The sequence below is a fragment of the Sphingomonas sp. IC081 genome (genome assembly GCF_006874585.1).
Classification (GTDB): domain Bacteria; phylum Pseudomonadota; class Alphaproteobacteria; order Sphingomonadales; family Sphingomonadaceae; genus Novosphingobium.
The window spans coordinates 2675549-2692093 of sequence record NZ_CP029761.1 but is presented as its reverse complement, the minus strand read 5'-3'; the positions used below and the strand labels follow the sequence as shown (position 1 = coordinate 2692093).

At 70.3% G+C, this 16545-nt stretch carries 14 protein-coding genes; all 14 read left to right on the top strand.

Annotated features, from left to right (window positions below; all coding sequences use genetic code 11):
• Nucleotides 1–156: 156 nt before the first annotated feature.
• The 14 genes from DM450_RS12775 (at nucleotide 157) to DM450_RS12710 (ending at nucleotide 16538) form a co-directional block, all read left to right on the top strand.
• Nucleotides 157–1026, top strand: a complete 870-nt coding sequence (locus DM450_RS12775) for an alpha/beta fold hydrolase (protein WP_142635349.1) — start codon at nucleotides 157–159, stop codon at nucleotides 1024–1026.
• A gap of 1 nt (nucleotide 1027) precedes the next feature.
• On the top strand, nucleotides 1028–2290 hold the full coding sequence (locus DM450_RS12770) for a spinster family MFS transporter (RefSeq protein WP_142635347.1): 1263 nt from the start codon (nucleotides 1028–1030) through the stop codon (nucleotides 2288–2290).
• Nucleotides 2291–2344: 54 nt separating this feature from the next.
• The gene (locus DM450_RS12765; RefSeq protein WP_142635345.1) at nucleotides 2345–2935 is read left to right on the top strand and encodes a DUF4402 domain-containing protein; all 591 of its coding nucleotides are present in this window, start codon (nucleotides 2345–2347) and stop codon (nucleotides 2933–2935) included.
• 272 nt (nucleotides 2936–3207) lie between these two features.
• On the top strand, nucleotides 3208–3819 hold the full coding sequence (locus tag DM450_RS12760; RefSeq protein WP_142635343.1) for a DUF4402 domain-containing protein: 612 nt from the start codon (nucleotides 3208–3210) through the stop codon (nucleotides 3817–3819).
• Nucleotides 3820–4045: 226 nt separating this feature from the next.
• Nucleotides 4046–4543 (top strand): DUF4402 domain-containing protein, encoded by a 498-nt coding sequence (locus DM450_RS12755; RefSeq protein ID WP_142635341.1) that lies wholly within the window; start codon nucleotides 4046–4048, stop codon nucleotides 4541–4543.
• Nucleotides 4544–4674: 131 nt separating this feature from the next.
• The gene (locus DM450_RS12750) at nucleotides 4675–5214 is read left to right on the top strand and encodes a DUF4402 domain-containing protein (RefSeq protein WP_185928605.1); all 540 of its coding nucleotides are present in this window, start codon (nucleotides 4675–4677) and stop codon (nucleotides 5212–5214) included.
• A gap of 149 nt (nucleotides 5215–5363) precedes the next feature.
• Nucleotides 5364–6299: a hypothetical protein gene (locus tag DM450_RS12745; protein WP_242526039.1), complete on the top strand. Its 936-nt coding sequence runs from the start codon at nucleotides 5364–5366 to the stop codon at nucleotides 6297–6299.
• Nucleotides 6296–8641 carry a hypothetical protein gene (locus DM450_RS12740; protein ID WP_142635337.1) on the top strand — a complete coding sequence of 782 codons (2346 nt, stop codon included), beginning with the start codon at nucleotides 6296–6298 and terminating at the stop codon, nucleotides 8639–8641. The genes DM450_RS12745 and DM450_RS12740 overlap by 4 nt, the downstream gene beginning before the upstream one ends.
• 1159 nt (nucleotides 8642–9800) lie before the next feature.
• Nucleotides 9801–9977, top strand: a complete 177-nt coding sequence (locus tag DM450_RS12735) for a hypothetical protein (protein ID WP_409529337.1) — start codon at nucleotides 9801–9803, stop codon at nucleotides 9975–9977.
• Nucleotides 9974–11326 (top strand): AtzE family amidohydrolase, encoded by a 1353-nt coding sequence (locus DM450_RS12730; protein WP_142635335.1) that lies wholly within the window; start codon nucleotides 9974–9976, stop codon nucleotides 11324–11326. Before DM450_RS12735 ends, DM450_RS12730 begins: the two co-directional genes overlap by 4 nt.
• 23 nt (nucleotides 11327–11349) lie before the next feature.
• The gene (locus tag DM450_RS12725; protein ID WP_185928775.1) at nucleotides 11350–12708 is read left to right on the top strand and encodes an NCS2 family permease; all 1359 of its coding nucleotides are present in this window, start codon (nucleotides 11350–11352) and stop codon (nucleotides 12706–12708) included.
• The gene (locus DM450_RS12720) at nucleotides 12708–13649 is read left to right on the top strand and encodes a 5'-methylthioadenosine/S-adenosylhomocysteine nucleosidase (RefSeq protein WP_142635331.1); all 942 of its coding nucleotides are present in this window, start codon (nucleotides 12708–12710) and stop codon (nucleotides 13647–13649) included. The genes DM450_RS12725 and DM450_RS12720 overlap by 1 nt, the downstream gene beginning before the upstream one ends.
• Nucleotides 13650–13653: 4 nt before the next feature.
• Nucleotides 13654–15249, top strand: coding sequence for a gamma-glutamyltransferase family protein (locus tag DM450_RS12715; protein WP_142635329.1), 1596 nt, complete (start codon nucleotides 13654–13656; stop codon nucleotides 15247–15249).
• Complete coding sequence (locus tag DM450_RS12710) at nucleotides 15243–16538, top strand: allantoate amidohydrolase (RefSeq protein ID WP_142635327.1); 1296 nt, start codon at nucleotides 15243–15245, stop codon at nucleotides 16536–16538. The genes DM450_RS12715 and DM450_RS12710 overlap by 7 nt, the downstream gene beginning before the upstream one ends.
• The last annotated feature ends 7 nt before the right edge of the window (nucleotides 16539–16545 follow it).

Here is a 16545-nt window from a genome sequence, read left to right as displayed (position 1 = left end):
CCGGGTGCCGCGGCTTCGGTCCCGCGCCCGGGCAAGGCAGGGGGCATGGGCCCCGCTGGCGACAGCGGGGCCCATGGTGACCCTTGCCCCTTGGTGACCCTTGCCATTCCGCCACGCCGGGACTGCAGTCGGGCCTATCCTGAAGGACTTTCGTAGATGGACTATCGCCTCCACCGCTATCGCAGCGCCTGCGGGCGGCTGGATCTGGCCGCGCGGGACTATCCGGCGCGCGATGCGGCTGCGCCGGTGCTGCTGATGATGCATGGCCTCACCCGCAACAGCGCCGATTTCGAGCCGCTCGCCGCGCATCTTGCGGGCGACTACCGGCTGGTCGTGCCCGACCAGCGCGGGCGCGGCCTGTCGCAGTGGGACCCGGAGCCGGCGCGCTACCGCCCCGATGTCTACGCGCACGACATGCTGGCGCTGCTGGACGGACTGGGCATCGCCCGGGCCTGCCTGATCGGCACGTCGATGGGCGGGCTCATGGCCATGGTGATGAACGCGCTGCGGCCGGATCTTGCCAGCGGTTTCGTGTTCAACGACATCGGCCCGGTGCTCGATCCTGCCGGGATCGCGCGGATCCAGGGCTATGTCGGACCGGCCGGGCCGATGGCTTCGTGGACCGAGGCGGCGGCGCGCTGCCGGGCGTCGAATGCCCCGGCCTTTCCCGATTACGGCAGCCGCGAGTGGCAGGCCTTTGCCCGGCGCACCTGCCGCGAGCAGGCCGATGGCCGGGTGGTGCTCGATTACGACCCGGCGATCGCCCAGAGCATGGCGGGCGACGAGCCGCAGACGGTGCCGCCCGATCTCTGGCCCTTGTGGGAGGGGCTTGCCGGCCGCCCGGTGCTGGTGGTGCGCGGCGAACTTTCCGATCTTTTGAGCCGGGAAACCGAACGGGAGATGGCGCAGCGCCACGCCGGGCCCTACAGCCATGCCGACGTGCCGCGCGTCGGCCACGCCCCGATCCTCGACGAGACACCCGCGCTGGCGGCGATCCTCGCCTTCCTCAAGGACCATATCGGCTGACATGAGCCAGAACGCTGCCAATTCGCACAAGCCCTCATCGCCCGGTCTCGTTCTGGCGATGCTGCTCCTGGTCTATATCTTCAACTTCGTCGACCGGCAGATCCTGGCGATCCTGGCCGCCCCGATCCAGCAGGACCTCGGGCTCGACGACGCCCAGATGGGCATGCTCGGCGGGCTGGCCTTCGCGATCCTCTATTCGACGCTCGGGGTGCCGCTGGCCTGGCTGGCGGACCGCACCAGCCGCTCCTGGGTGATCACCGGCTCGCTGCTGGTCTGGAGCCTGTTCACCGCGCTATGCGGCGCGGCGCAGGGGTTCTGGCACTTGTTTGTCGCCCGGCTCGGCGTCGGCGTGGGCGAGGCGGGCGGGGTCGCGCCCTCCTATGCGGTGATCGGCGATCATTTCCCCAGCGAGAAGCGCGCCTTTGCGCTTTCGATCTATTCGCTGGGCATTCCCATCGGGGCGGCGACCGGGGTGCTGGCGGGCGGCTACGTCGCCGCGCGGGTGGACTGGCGCGCGGCCTTTGTGGTCGTCGGGCTGGCCGGGCTGCTGGCGGCGGTGCCGTTCCGCATGGTGGTGCGCGACAAGCCCCGTCCCGCAACGGCCGCGCCCACGGTCCGGTTCGGTGAAGTGGCCGCCACGCTGGCGCGCAAGAAGGCGTTCTGGCTGCTTTCGTTTGGCGCCGCCTCCAGTTCGATGCTTGGCTATGGCATCATGTTCTGGATGCCGAGCCTGCTGCAGCGCAGCTTCGGGCTCGATCTAGTCGAGACCTCGTGGTTCCTCGGCGCGATCCTGCTGATGGGCGGCACCGTGGGCGTGCTGGCGGGCGGGCGCCTCGCCGACCGGCTGGGCTCGGCCGACCGCGCCTTCTACGGCTGGGTTCCCGCGGTCGCCTACGTGATCGCGGTGCCGCTCTACGCAGGCGGTATCTGGACCCACAGCGTGCCGACCGCCTTCCTGCTGTTCCTGTTGCCGCAGGCGCTCGCCTATGTCTGGCTCGGGCCGGTGACGAGCGCGGTCCAGCACCTGGTCGAGCCGGCCGCGCGCGCCACTGCCTCGGCGCTGTTCCTGCTGATCAACAACCTCATCGGCCTTGGCGGCGGCATCTATGCGCTGGGCGCGCTGTCGAAGGCGCTGGCGCCGGTCTGGGGCGGCGAGGCGCTGCGCTATTCGATGCTGATCGGCCTTGCGCTCTATCTTCTGGCGGCGCTGCTGATGGCGCTGGCAGGCCCGGCGCTGCGGCGCGAATGGGTGCGGGAGGGCTGACCGGCAAGCCGGGGCTGGATAAGGCGGGATCGGCGGTATAGGGTCGGGTCCGGGATGTTCTGGCAATTGACCGAGTTTACCGGAAAGCGGCGACTAGGCGTCGCGGCGGGCCTTGCCCCCGTGCTGGTGCTGGTGCTGGTGCCGGTGCTGGTGCTGGCCCCGCTGCCCGCCCGTGCCGATCCCGCGCGGGCGGTCGTCACGGCCGATGCCCGGCTCGATTTCGGGCGCATGGTGGTGGTCGGCAGCGGCAGCCGCAGGGTGACCGCGGCGGGCGCGGTGGTCGACAGCGGCGTCATGCCCGCGCCCGGCGGCACTACCCGTCCCGCCCAGTTCACCGTCTCCTACGACCGCGGCAACGAAAGCCGCCGTCCGCTCGACGTCACGCTGGAAGTGGTGCTTTCGGCGCCGGGTGCGGTCGACGCCGGCGGGGTGTCCGGACGGCTTTCCGCCTTCGAGACCGACTTGCCCGGCTATGCCGCGATCGCGCCGGGGCAGGTCCTGCAGATCACTCTCCCGAATTGCACCCAGCGCGTCTGTTCGCGCAGCTTCCGGGTCGGCGCACGCATCGACCTGACGCGCAGCTATGGCGGCGGCACCTTGAACCTGCCGCTGCCGATCGATGCCACGCTCGTGAATGTCGACTAGGATATTCGACTAGGGCAATCGCCCCGTACATTCAGGCCGTACATTCCCTTGGCTGCGGTGACGGCCGGTCTTGCGATTCTTTTCCTAAAATGAAGCCGGACGCCTCCGAAACGGCTCGGGCGCGGAACCGTTGCGCGGTTCGCTCGTTTGCACGCAGCGAAGTGCATCCCGGTGTCTGGCCCTGCGTCTGACCCGGTGTCTGGTGACGATGCGCTGGCAAGGGGGAGTTCCGGAAAACCGCGGTCTTCGGATCGTGAACGCGAGTGTGTCCAATGCCCCGTTCCCCTGCCTTGCCCGTTACCGGAGGCCTGCTTGCTGCAGAGGCAGTGGGGCTGGCGGTGGGGCTGGCGCTGATGGCGCCCGCTTGCGCGCTTGCTGCCGAGGCGCCTGCGGGCGCCTATTCCAGCGGGATCGCCAGCGCGACCGTGGTCGCGCCGCTTGCGGTTCGTTCGCTCAGCGATCTCGATTTTGGCGCGGTGGGCGATGTCGGCCGTGAGGGCGGGAGTCTCGTGATCGTGCCGGGCAGCACCCAGGCGCGGTATGGCGGTGCGGCACGCCTCGCCTGCCCGGTCGGGGAGGAGACTTGTGCCATGCCCCATGCGGCGCGGCTGCGGGTGGAGGGGGAGCCCGGACGGGCCTACCGGGTGCTGCTGCCCGATGCCGTCGAGGCGCAATCGGTCGCGGCGGACGGCGCGCCGTTGTCCCGCCTGCCGGTATCCAGTCTCACCGTACGCACCGACAGCAGGCCGCAATCGGGTGGGCAGGGCGTGCTGGACAAGGACGGCGGCGACGGATTCGAGATCGGCGGCGAACTGCACATCCCGCCCGGCACCAGGGCGTCCCACTACCGGGCGCAAGTTCCCGTCATCGTGGTCTATGGGTGACTTGCGGGTTAGTTGATAGTTCCGATCAGACAAGAGGATGAGACCCGTCGTGCTTTGGTATGAACCCGGAGTCTTGGTGAGTTTTCAGTAATATTCCTGAGGCTAACTCCTTAGTTAACACGGGGTGCCCAATTCGGGGCCGCATGACGAGACTACATGCGGAAACGGGGAGCTTCGTGCCGCCCGGAGGGTCGCAGACGCCGGGCATCTCTGAGGGGTACTAATCATGAAGAAGCTTGCTCTTGTTTCCGCCGTGGCGGTCGCCGCCGCTTCGTCGCTCTTTGCGGTTTCCGCGTTCGCCGCGACCACGCAGGGCACTGCCACCGCCACCGTGGTGGCACCGATCACCCTGACCCACACTTCGGGTGCGGCCCTGGCCTTCGGTTCGTTCACCGCGGGCACCGGCGGTACGGTCGTGGTGACCTCGGCTGGCGCCGGTTCGAAGACCGGCGGCGTTGTCTTCGTGGCGGGTTCGGCCAATACCGCGGACGCCTTCACCGTCGGCGGCGATGCCAGCCGGGCCTTCACCATCTCGACCACCGGCGGCAATGTTTCCAGCGGTGCCAACACGATGGCCTTCACCACCACGCCTTCGTCGACCAGCGGCACGCTGAGCGCCTCGGGTGCGGCGAGCTTCACCGTGGGCGGCACGCTGACCGTCGCATCGACGGCGGCGGCCGGCAGCTACACCGGCAGCTACGACGCGACCGTCACCTATAACTGATCGCGAAGCAAGCGGGCCTTCGCAGCGAGGGCCGCTTCGGCCGGTGCCTGCCGTGGGGGCGGCAGGCACCGCATGACCAGCACCCGCAACGAGGACCAGGGATGACCGGGAGGAGACGATACCGGCCGATCTTGGCTGACCGCGCGCGTCTGGCGGGGGCCGGGCTTGCGGCCATGCTGCTTGCGGCGCTGCCGGGGCAGGTACTGGGGCAGGGGCTCGCGGCCGGGGCAAAAGGCGCGGCCACGGCGGAAGTTGTGGCGCCGACCCAGATCGTGCCGCTTGCCTATCTGCGCTTCGGCAGCTTTGCGCGGCCCACGAGTGCGGGTACGGAAACGGTGAGCGCCGCCAGCGCCGTCAGCGGCACCGGCGGCATGGCGGCGAACCTGTCGATGCCGCAGGGAACCGGCGGGCGCGGGGCGGCCAGCTTCCAGCTCAACGGCCAGCCTCGCCGCATCTATATCGTCGACCTGCCCGCCCAGGCGACGATCGCTTCCGGCAGCGCGACGATGACGGTCAGCAATTTCACGTCCGACACGGTGGGCATCGGCATCGGCCAGCTCGACGCTTCGGGCCGTGACATACTCAGCGTCGGCGGCACCCTCAACGTGTCGGCCAACCAGGCCGCCGGGGACTATTCCAGTACTTTCCCGCTGACCGTCTACTACCTGTAAGGGGCTGTTTGAGGGCGGCCCCGGCCCGCGAAATTCGCTTTTCGGGAATGTCCGGACGGGCTCTAAATACCTAAGTATCATTGCTTGGGATTCCAGACAGTTGCATGGTTAATCCCGATCAAGGACATTCGGGGGTCGCAGGCTTGCGCGTGGTATCGGTAGTGGGGGGCGGTGCGCGGCTGCTGCGCGCCGGTGGTTTGGCGAGCCTGTGTCTGGCCGGGGCCGCCGTGGCGCAGGACGAGCCGTTGCAGGCGCCGCCGCCCCAGGCCGCCGCTTCGGTGCCCGAGGGCGCCGTGGGCGGCATGGGAGACATCAACCTCTACCCCAAGCGCGTGGTGATCGACGAGCGTACGCGCATCGCCTCGGTCGGGCTCTACAACCGCAGCATCGAGCGCGGCGAGTACGATATCGCCATTGCCGACAAGGTGATGACCGGCGACGGCCGGCTGCTCGATGCCGAGGCGGTGGCTCCTGCCGAGCGGGCCCGGCTTCATGGCGCTGCCGCGATGCTGCGCTGGTCGCCGCGCCGGGTGGTGCTGGGCGGCAGCGAGGCGCAGACCATCCGCATCATGGCGCGGGTCGCCCCCGATACGCCGCCGGGCGAATACCGCGCGCACTTTTCCGCCGTGGCGGTGCCGCCCGCCGATGCCTCCTACTCGATCGAGCAGGCGGCGGGCGCCGCCAGGCAGGGGGCTATCGGCGTGCGCATCGTCCCGCGTTTCGGCATCTCGATCCCGGTGATCGTCCGCATCGGCCAGACCACGCTGACGGCGGGGATCGAAAGCCCCCGGATCGTGGCGCTGCCGGGCGGGCGCAAGGCGCTGCAATTGACGATCACCCGGGCGGGTACGCGCTCGGCCTTTGGCGACATCGCGGTGACCGCGCCGGGGGCCAAGGCGCCGCTGGCCCTGCTCAAGGGGCTGGGCGTCTATACCGAGATCGACGCGCGGCAGGTGACCGTGCCCTTCGATGCCGGCGCCGATCCGCGTTTCCTCGCAAGCGGCGCGAAGCTCACCGTTACCTACACCGATGACGACGCCGAGCCCGGCAAAGTGCTGGCCAGCCGGGATCTCATCGTGCCGTGACACAGGAGCGGAGCGGGTTGCCAGGGGCGGCCAGGCTCGTACCGTTCCTTGCCGGTGCCTCGCTGCTGGCGCGGGGGGACCACGCCCTGCTGCCCGCGGCCGCCGCGGGCGAAGAGGGGCATCCTGCCCTGCACCATGCGCGGGCGCGGCAGGCCTTGCCGCGCCCCGGCTTTGCGATGCTGGCCCTACCGGGATTACCGGTGGAGCGGACGGCCGCGCCACTGGCCCTGAGGCCGCCACTGCCCCTCCAACCGCTGCGCGCGGCCTTGCGGGCTTCGGCGGCGCCGGTCGCGCTTGCCGCGCGCTTGCGGCCCTCGCCGGGCGATCCGCAAGCGGCAGGAGAGGCGCCGCTTTGGCGGGCGACGCCCGTGCCGGAGGAAATGCCGGCGGCGGGGCCTGCGGTTCTCCCGGCATCGCTGGCCGGGTTGGAACTGCCCGCCCCGCCGGATGCCGCGCCGGATGCCAGCCAACCGGCGGCGCCTGCGCTGGCTGCCGCGCGCCGCCTGCCGGTGCCCGGCTTTGGCCTGGCCACGCCCGGCGCAGAGTCCGGCCCCGCAGTTTCGGCCCAGCTTGCCCCCGCCCAGCTTACCCCCGCCAGCGCCGTGCAGACGTTCCCCGCAGGCGCGGCGCCGGTCATCACGTACGATGACGAGGTGATCCTCGCGGTCAGGATCGCCACCGCCACGGGCACCAGCGGCGGCGAGGATACGGTGATCGCCTATGGCACGCGCGAGGGGCTCTACCTGCCGCTCGGCGCACTGGCGCGTACGCTCGACCTGCCGATCGCGGTCGGGGACGAGGGGCACTATGCCAATGGCTGGTTCCTTTCCGAAGATCGCCAGCTGACGATCAACTTGCGCGAAGGCACGGCGCAGGCGGACGGCCGGAGCGTGGCGCTGGCCAAAGGCGATGCCCAGGCCTTCGACGGTGAACTCTACCTGCGCGCCGAGCGCATCGGCGACCTGCTGCCGCTGTCGGTGACGCCGAACCTGCGCGACCAGTCGGTGACGATCCGCACCAAGGAGCCGTTTCCCTTCGAACAGCGCCTCACCCGCGAGGCCGAGCGCGAGCGGCTGGACAACGAGCAGGCCTCGGCCATCGCCGCCGCGCACCGTTTCCCGCGCGAGGAGACGCCGTGGTTGCCGATCTCGCTGCCGATGGCGGATATCGAGACGCGGGCGGTGTCCGATACCGCGCTGGGCGAGCGGGTGGAGAGCGACCTCAGGCTGGCGGGCGACCTGGCCTGGATGAGCGCCGAGGTCTTCCTCACCCATTCGACGCGCGACGGGCTGACGGCGGCCCATGTCGAGCTGGGCCGTACCGATCCCGACCGCGAACTGCTGGGGCCGCTTCATGCCAGCGCGTTTGCGCTCGGCGATGTGGCGACGAGTTCGCTGCCGGTCGGGCTGCGCGGGGTCGCCGGGCGCGGGGCCACGCTGACCAATGCCCCGGTCGAGGCGGCCTCGGTGTTTGACCGGATCGACCTGCGCGGTGCGCTTCCGGATGGCTACGAGGTGGAGCTCTACCGCAACGGCGTGCTGGCCGGTTCGACACGCCAGGCGATCAACGGGCAGTACCAGTTCCTGCAAGTGCCGGTCGATTACGGGCTGAACCTGTTCCGGCTCGTGTTCTACGGCCCGCAGGGCCAGCGCAGCGAGGAAGTGCGGCGCATCTCGGTGGGCGACGGGCGGCTGTCGAAAGGGCAGCTGGTCTATACCCTCGGCGCGGTGCAGAAGGACGAGAACCTGCTGGGCATCACCGCGCCGCACTTCATTCCGGGGCTCGACCATGGCCGCTGGCGGGCGAGCGCGCAGCTGGCCTACGGCCTGACCTCGCAGGTGACGGGTGTGGTCGGCGGCGGCTGGTTCGACCGCGATTCGGGCGATCGCTGGCTGGCCAGCGCGGGGCTGCGCACCGGGCTCGGCGGGCTCGCCGCCAAGCTCGATCTGGCGATGCAGGACGGGGCCACGGTACCGGGCGGCAGCGGCAAGGCGGGGCGTGCCATCGAGGCCGGGCTGGGGGGGGCGGGTGGCGGGCGCCTCGTTCACCCTCACCCACGCCGAATATCGCGGCGACTTCCTCGACGAAGTGCGGGTGTTCGACGGGCAGCCGCTGCGCCGGGTGAGCGAACTCGATGCCAATGCCACGCTGCGGCCGTGGGGCGAGGGCGGGCTGGCGATCCCGCTCCATGCGCGGGCGCGGCGGATCGAATATGCCTCGGGCGAAGTGCAGAGCAGCGCCTCGCTGCGCGGATCGGCGCGGGTGGCCGGGGTGCTGGCGTCGAACGCGCTGGAATTTTCGCGCTACCAGCCCGCCACGACGGCAGGGGGCGGGCGGCTTGACCAGCTGATCGGCACGTTCGACCTCGCCACGCTCGCCGGATCGCGCACCCAGGTGCGGGCCTCGGCCAGCTACAGCCTGATGCCCGAGGCCCGGCTGGAGGCGGTGTCGCTGGAACTGGACCGTTCGCTCGACGACCGCACGCTGGTGCGCGCGCTGGCGAGCCATGCCTTCCACCAGCGCGATACCCAGCTTGGCCTGTCGGCGGAGCGGCGCTTCCGGCGCTTCACGCTGGCGTTCGACGGGACGTACGGCCTGCGCGGCAAGGTCCATTCGCTGGCCCTGCGGCTTGGCTTCGGGTTCGGGCGCAACCCGCTGACGGAGCGGATCTACCTCGCCCCGCCGGGGCAGGCGCTGGCGGGCGCGGTGGCCCTGCGCGCCTACGAGGACCTCGACGGCAACGGCGCCTACGGTCCGGGCGACAAGGTGCTGCCGCAAGTCGCCTTCGGCTCGGGCACCGGCACGGGCGCGACCGACCGGGACGGCACCGTGCTGCTGACCGGTCTGCCGGCCGGCACGCGGGCCAGCGTGCAGGTCGATCCGACCTCGCTGCCCGATATTGCGCTGGTCCCGGTGACGCGGGGCATCGAACTGGTGCCGCGTCCGGGCCGGGTCCACCGCACCGACTTCGCGGTCGTGGCGATGAGCGAGATCGCCGGCACCGCCTATTTCCGCAGCGCTCCTGGCGGCGATGGCCAGGCGCGCGCGCGCGGGGTCTCGGGGCTGCGCCTGATCCTGCTCGACGGGGCGGGCAAGGCGGCGGGCAGCGCGCGGACCGAGGCGGACGGGTTCTATCTTTTCGAACAGGTCCGCCCCGGTCGCTACCGCCTGGCCATCGATCCCGATCAGGCCGCGCGCCTGAAGATCGCGCTTGTCGCTTCGGCCCAAGGCGATGACGCCCTGATCGAAGTCGGCCCGCAAGGCAGCACCCTGTCGCGCGATCTTTTTGTGGGTACGCAGTAGTGCGCTGATTTTTGCAACGATCCGTCCAGATCATTGCGTTTGATCGATCACGCGGGCGCGGGCACAGCATGGCGCATGTTCCGCGACGTTTCCATCCCCGCACCGATCCGCGCCCGGCTTGCCTGCCATCCTGCCCGTCGGCAGGATCGGCGTTGCACCCGCCCTGCCGATTGCGGCTGCTGAGGAGGTTCGCGCGACGTGACTGCCATGCCATCTGACCGGATTCCCCGTTCCACCGCCGAAATCGTGGCCGCCGCCGCCGCGCGCGGGCTGACGATCCCGCCCGAATGCCTGGAGGGGGTGGCCGCCAATCTCGCGCTGCTGGCGCGCCATGCCGAAACCCTGAGCGGCCCTGAGTCCGGCAGCGTCAAGTGACGGTAACCGCTCTCGAAATCGCCGCTGCCGTGCGCAGCGGGCGGATCACTGCGGGTGAGGTGATCGAACAAACGCTCGCCGCGCTGCCGCAGCCCTCGGACGATCCGCTGGTGGCGATCACGCGCCTGCTGCCCGAACGCGCGCGCGCCGAAGCGGCGGCGGTCGATGCCTTGGTGGCGGCGGGCAAGGACCCGGGGCCGCTGGCTGGCGTGCCCTACGGCGTCAAGGACCTGTTCGACGTCGCCGGATTGCCGACCACCGCCGGCTCCACCCTCTACGCCGATGCCCCGCCCGCCGCCGCCGATGCCGGAGCCATCGGCCGCCTCAAGGCGGCAGGCGCGGTGCTGGTCGCCACCCTCAACATGGACGAATTCGCCTACGGTTTCGCGACCATCAACGCGCGCCATGGCACGACCCGGAATCCTCACGATCCCTCCCGTCTTGCAGGCGGCTCCTCGGGCGGCTCGGCGGCGGTTGTCGCTGCCGGGCTGCTCCCTTTCTCGCTGGGATCGGACACCAACGGCTCGGTCCGCGTGCCGGCGAGCCTGACCGGCATCTACGGCCTCAAGCCCAGCCACGGCGACCTGCCGCTGGACGGCGTGTTCCCGTTTGCCGAGAGTTTCGACGATACCGGGCCGTTCACCCGCACCGCCGCCGACATGGCGCTGGTGTGGCAGGTGCTCTCCGGCCGCGATGCTACGGCGGGCGAGGCGCCGCTGCGGATCGGCCGCCTTGGCGGGCGGTTCCGCGAAAATGCCGATCCCGACCAGCTGGCCGCCATCGATGCGCTTGCCGCCGATGCGCCGCTGGTCGAACTGCCCGATATTGCCCGCGCCCGTTCGGCCGCTTTCGTGATCACCGCCTTCGAGGGCGGCAACCTCCATCGCAAGGCCCTGTCCGTTTCGGCCATGGCTTTCGATCCCGCAACGCGGGACCGTCTCCTCGCAGGTGCTCTGCTGCCCCGGGCACTCTATGAGGAGGCGGTGCGTTTCCGGGATTCCTTCCGGGCCGAGGTCTACGCATTGATGGCCCGGTTCGACGTGCTGCTGGCCCCGGCGACGCCCTGCGCGGCGCCGCCCATCGCCGATCCGCGCATCGAGGTCGATGGCGCGCTGAGCCCGGCGCGGGCCGACCTTGGCATTCATACCCAGCCAATCAGCTTCACCGGACTGCCCTCGCTGGCGGTTCCGTTGTACCGTCCCGGGCGCCTGCCGCTGGGACTCCAGCTCATCGGTGCGCCCAAGGGGGAGCCGGCGCTGCTGAAACTGGCGGCGCGGCTGGAAGCCGCGGGCGTGGCGGGCGTGACACTACCACCCGGAACGACAACCGGGTCGCAATCAGGGGCATAAGCGTGACGGATACGACAACCACCATGGAGGCACCGCCGGCAGGACCGCCGGGCACGCCGACCGGGCGCCTCGAGCGCTGGTTCACTCTCAGCGAACGCGGCACCAATGCCCGCACCGAAGTGCTGGCGGGGGTCACCACCTTCCTGACCATGGCCTATATCGTGCTGGTCAATCCGGCGATCCTGGGCACCGCCGGAATGCCGGTGGCCTCGGTCGCCGCCGCCACCTGCTTTGCCGCCGCCTTTGCCTCGATCCTGATGGGCCTTGTTGCCAATACCCCGCTGGCGCTGGCGCCGGGCATGGGGCTCAACGCCTATTTCAGCTTCACCGTGGTGCAGCAGATGGGCGTGCCCTGGCCGGTGGCGCTGGGCTGCGTGTTCGTCTCGGGCGTGGCGTTCCTGTTCCTGACGCTCACCGGTGTGCGCCAGCTGATCGTCGCCTCGATCCCGCAGTACCTGTTTGCGGCAGTGGCGGGCGGCATCGGCCTGTTCATCGGTTTTATCGGTTTCAAGGACGCCGGCATCGTTGTCGCCAATCCGGCGACTTTCGTGGCCTTGGGCGACCTCAAGGCCCCCGGCGCCGCGCTGGCGCTGTTCGGCCTCGTCCTGATCGGCGCGCTCAGCGTGTGGAACGTGCGCGGGGCGATGCTGATCGGCATTCTGGCGACCACCGTGGTCGGCTGGCTCTGCGGCATGGTGTCGATGAGCCCCGAGCCCTATTCGCTCGACGCGCTGACCGGCACCGCCTTCAAGCTCGACCTTGCCGGCGTGTTCGGCCTGTCGGGCAGCCATGGCCTCGGCCTGCTGGAAATCCTCTTCGTGTTCCTGTTTGTCGACCTGTTCGACAATATCGGCACCCTCGTCGCCGTCACCAAGCGCGCCGGGCTGATGGACAGCGAAGGCCGCATTCCGCGCCTCAACCGCATCCTCATCACCGATGCCACCGCCACCATCGTCGGCTCGATGGCGGGCACCAGCACCGTCACCAGCTATGTCGAGAGCGCGGCGGGCGTGCAGGCGGGCGGGCGTACCGGCCTGACCGCCGTCGTCACCGGCGTGCTGTTCCTCGCCACCATGTTCGTGGCGCCCTATGCCCAGCTGATCCCGCTGGCGGCGACCGCACCGGCGCTCATCATCGTCGGCGGCTTGATGCTGCTGCCGCTGACCGAAGTGAAGTGGGAAGACCCGCTGGCGGCGATCCCCGCGTTCCTGACGGTGGCGATGATCCCGCTGACCTTCTCGATCGCCAATGGCCTCGCCTTCGGCATCACCGCCCACGCCATTCTCAAGATCGTGCGCGGCACGGTCGTCAAGAAGGACTGGTTCCTGCTGGTGCTGGCCCTGCTGTTTGTCGCCCGCTTCGTCTGGATGGGAGCCGCCTGATGCGCGCCATGACTGTACTTGCCGGGGCCCTTGCGCTTTCGGCCACCCTGTCCGCCCCGGCGCGCGCCGCCGAGAAGCTCGATACCGTCCCGCGCACGCTGGTGATGACGGCGTACGAGCCCGAATGGAACGCGCTTGTCCACGCGGTGCAGCAGCCCACCGCCTACCAGCTCAACGGCATGACCTACATGACCGGCGTGCTGGAGGGCAAACCCGTGCTGCTGATGCAGAGCGGCGTGTCGATGGTCAACGCGGCGATGAACACGCAGCTGGTGATCGACCGGTTCGCGGTGAAGCGCATCGTCTTTTCGGGCATCGCCGGGGGCGTCGATCCGGGGCTGTCGATCGGCGACGTGATCGTGGCGGAGAACTGGGGCCAGTACCTCGAAGTCTCCTTTGCGCGCCAGACCGACGGCGGCTGGCTGCCGCCCGAGAAAGTGACCACGGGCGCGCCGGGCAACTGGGAATTCATGTATCCGCGCCCGGTCCGCGTCAGCAATGCCGCGCAAGGGACGCAGCACATGTTCACCTTCGCGATGGACCCGCAGTTGCTGGACCTCGCCCGCAAGGTGGCGCCGACCGTCAAGATGGAGCGCTGCGTGGCCGCCGCGGCCACCCAGCGGGCCGGGTCCGAGCTGTGCCTGCCGCACGATCCCAAGGTCGTTGTCGGCGGCACCGGGGTCAGCGCCGGGGTCTTTGCCGACAATGCGAAGTTCCGCGAATACCTCCATGCCGCCTGGAAGGCCCGCGTGCTCGACATGGAAAGCGCGGCGGTGGCGCAAGTCGCCTATGCCAACCAGGTGCCGACCATCGTCTTCCGCAGCCTGTCGGACCTTGCCGGCGGTGACCGCGAAAAGAACATGGAGGATACCTTCGAACACCTCGCCTCGGTCAATTCCGCGCATGTCGTGCGCGCGTTCCTGACCGCGCTGCCGGACTGAGACGATGACCCTCACCACCGTCACCGGCCGTAACGGCATCGTCACCGCCCCGCACCACCTTGCCGCCGAGGCCGGGCGCTCGGTGCTGATGGACGGCGGCAACGCCGTGGAGGCGACCGTTGCCGTCGCCGCGACGCTGGCGGTGGTCTATCCGCACATGACCGCGATCGGCGGTGATGGCTTCTGGGTGATCCGGGAGCCGGCCAAAGAGGGTGGCGAACGGGTCCATTCGGTCCACGGCTGCGGCGGCGCGGCGGCCAGCGCGGACCTGTCGCTCTACGCCGGGCTGGACGCGGTGCCGACGCGCGGGCCGCTGGCGGCCAATACCGTGGCGGGCACGATCTCGGGCTGGGCGGCGGCGCTGGAGAGCGCATGCGGCACGTTGCCGCTCGCACGGCTGCTGCGCGATGCGATCCGGTTTGCGGAGGAAGGCGTTCCCGTCACCGCAGGCGGCGCGGCCATCGCTTTGGCCAAGGGCGGCGAACTGCGCGCCGCGCCGGGGGCTTATGCTGCGGTGTTCGAACCGGAAGGGCGCCCGCTCGCCGAGGGCGATGTGCTGCGCAATCCGGCGCTGGCCGCGACCTTGCGCAAGCTGGCAAGCGACGGGCTCGACAGTTTCTATCGCGGCGAGCTTGCGGCCCTGATCGCAGAGGACCTTGCCGCGCTCGGCAGCCCGGTGTCGGCGGCGGATCTCGCCGCGCACCGGGCCACGCGGCCAGAGCCGCTTTCGGTGCCGATCCGGGGCGCAAGGCTCTACAACAGCGCGCCGCCGACGCAGGGCTTTGCCTCGCTGGTGATCCTGGCGCTGTTCGACCGGCTCTCTGCCGATACGCCGGACAGCTTTGCGCATGTCCACGCGCTGGTGGAGGCGACCAAGCAGGCCTTCCTGCTGCGCGATGGGCATGTCGGCGATCCGGCTTATACGGACTACGATTTTCAGGGCCTGCTCGACGATGCGGCAGCGCTCGATGAACTGGCGGCGCGGATCGATCCGGCCAAGGCGCTGGCCTGGCCGCAGCCGCCGCAGTGGGGCGATACCTGCTGGTTCGGCGCGGCGGACGGGGAGGGGCGCGTGGTCTCCTCGATCCAGTCGACCTATTTCGAGTTCGGCTCAGGCCTCGTGCTGCCGCAGACCGGGATCGTCTGGCAGAACCGGGGCAGCTCGTTCCGCCTCGCCGAGACGGGCTGGAACGCGCTGAAACCGGGGCGAAAGCCGTTCCACACGCTCAATCCGGCGCTGGCGGTGTTCGAGGACGGCCGGGTCATGGCCTATGGCACCATGGGCGGCGAGGGGCAGCCGCAGACGCAGGCGGCGCTGTTCAGCCGCTATGCGCGCTTCGGCGTGGACCTGCAGGAGGCGATCTCGGCGCCGCGCTGGCTGCTCGGGCGGACCTGGGGCGAGGTTACCACCTCGCTCAAGCTGGAGGACGGGTTCGACGAGGCCCTCTACGCGGCGCTGGCAGACGCCGGGCACGATGTCGAGCGGGTGGGAGCGCTGACGGCGATGATGGGCCATGCCGGCGCCTTGGTGCGTCTGCCCGACGGTTCGTTCGAGGGTGCCACCGACCCGCGCAGCGATGGCGGCGTCGCGGCATGGTAGAGGCCAGCGGCCTGCGCGCCGTCACCCGCTGCCAGGTGCTGGGCGCCGGGCCTTACAGCGAGACCGAACAGGGGCTCTATCGCGGTTATCTCAGCCCCGCCTACCACGCCGCCGTCGATCTGGTCGGGGCCTGGATGGTCGAGGCGGGCATGCGGGTCGACCTTGATCCTGCCGCCAATCTGCGGGGCCGCTACGAAGGCACCGTGCCCGGCGCACCGGCGCTGGTGATCGGCAGCCACCTCGATTCGGTGCGCGACGGCGGCTGCTACGATGGCCCGCTCGGCGTCATGCTTGGCATCGAATGCGTTGCCGCGCTGCACGAGCAGGGCCGCCGCCTGCCGTTTGCCATCGAGGTCTACGGGTTCGGGGACGAGGAAGGCTCGCGGTTTCCCGCCGCCATGCTGACCAGCCGCGCGGTGGCCGGAACGCTCGATGCCGATCTTGACCGGATCGCCGATGCGCAAGGGGTCTCGCTGGACGTGGCGCTGGCCTCGTTCAGGACCGACTACGACGTGGTGACGGCCAATACGCCGACCGACCGCCTCTCGGTGCAGGCCTACCGCAGCGCCCGCCGCGCGCCGGAAGACATCGTCGCCTATCTCGAGGCCCATATCGAGCAGGGCCCGGTGCTGGAGGCGGAAGGCCTCGCGCTCGGCACCGTCACCGGCATCGCCGCGCAATTGCGCTATGCCGCCACGGTGCGCGGCATGGCCGGGCACGCGGGCACAAGCTCGATGCCGCTGCGCCGCGATGCGCTGGCGGGGAGCGCCGAAATGGTGCTCGCCATCGAGGAGATCGCCCGCGAGGACGGCTCGGCCCTCGTCGCCACCGTCGGCAAGCTGGAGGTCCTGCCAGGCGCCGCCAACGTGATCCCCGGCGAGGTGCGCTTCACCATCGACGTGCGCTCGGGCGATGCGGGGCGGCGCGACCGTGCGGCGCAGGCCATCCTCGCGCGGCTGGAGCAGGTCGCCTCGAGGCGCGGCCTCGTGCTCGATCTGGCGCTGGTCCACGACTTGCCCGCCAGCCCTTGCGACGCGGCGCTGATGGACCTGATGGACGCCGCCATGGCCGGGGCCGGTCAGCCGCTGCGCCGTCTCGTCTCGGGCGCCGGGCACGATGCCATGGTGATGGCCGCGCTCTGCCCCACCGCGATGCTGTTCATCCGCTGCCGGGACGGCGTCAGCCACAACCCCGCCGAGCATGTCGAACCCGCCGATGCCGAGGCGGCGCTGCGGGTCATGCTGGGCTTTATCGACAAACTGGGAGACCGCCGTGCCGACCGACCTTGATCCGCTG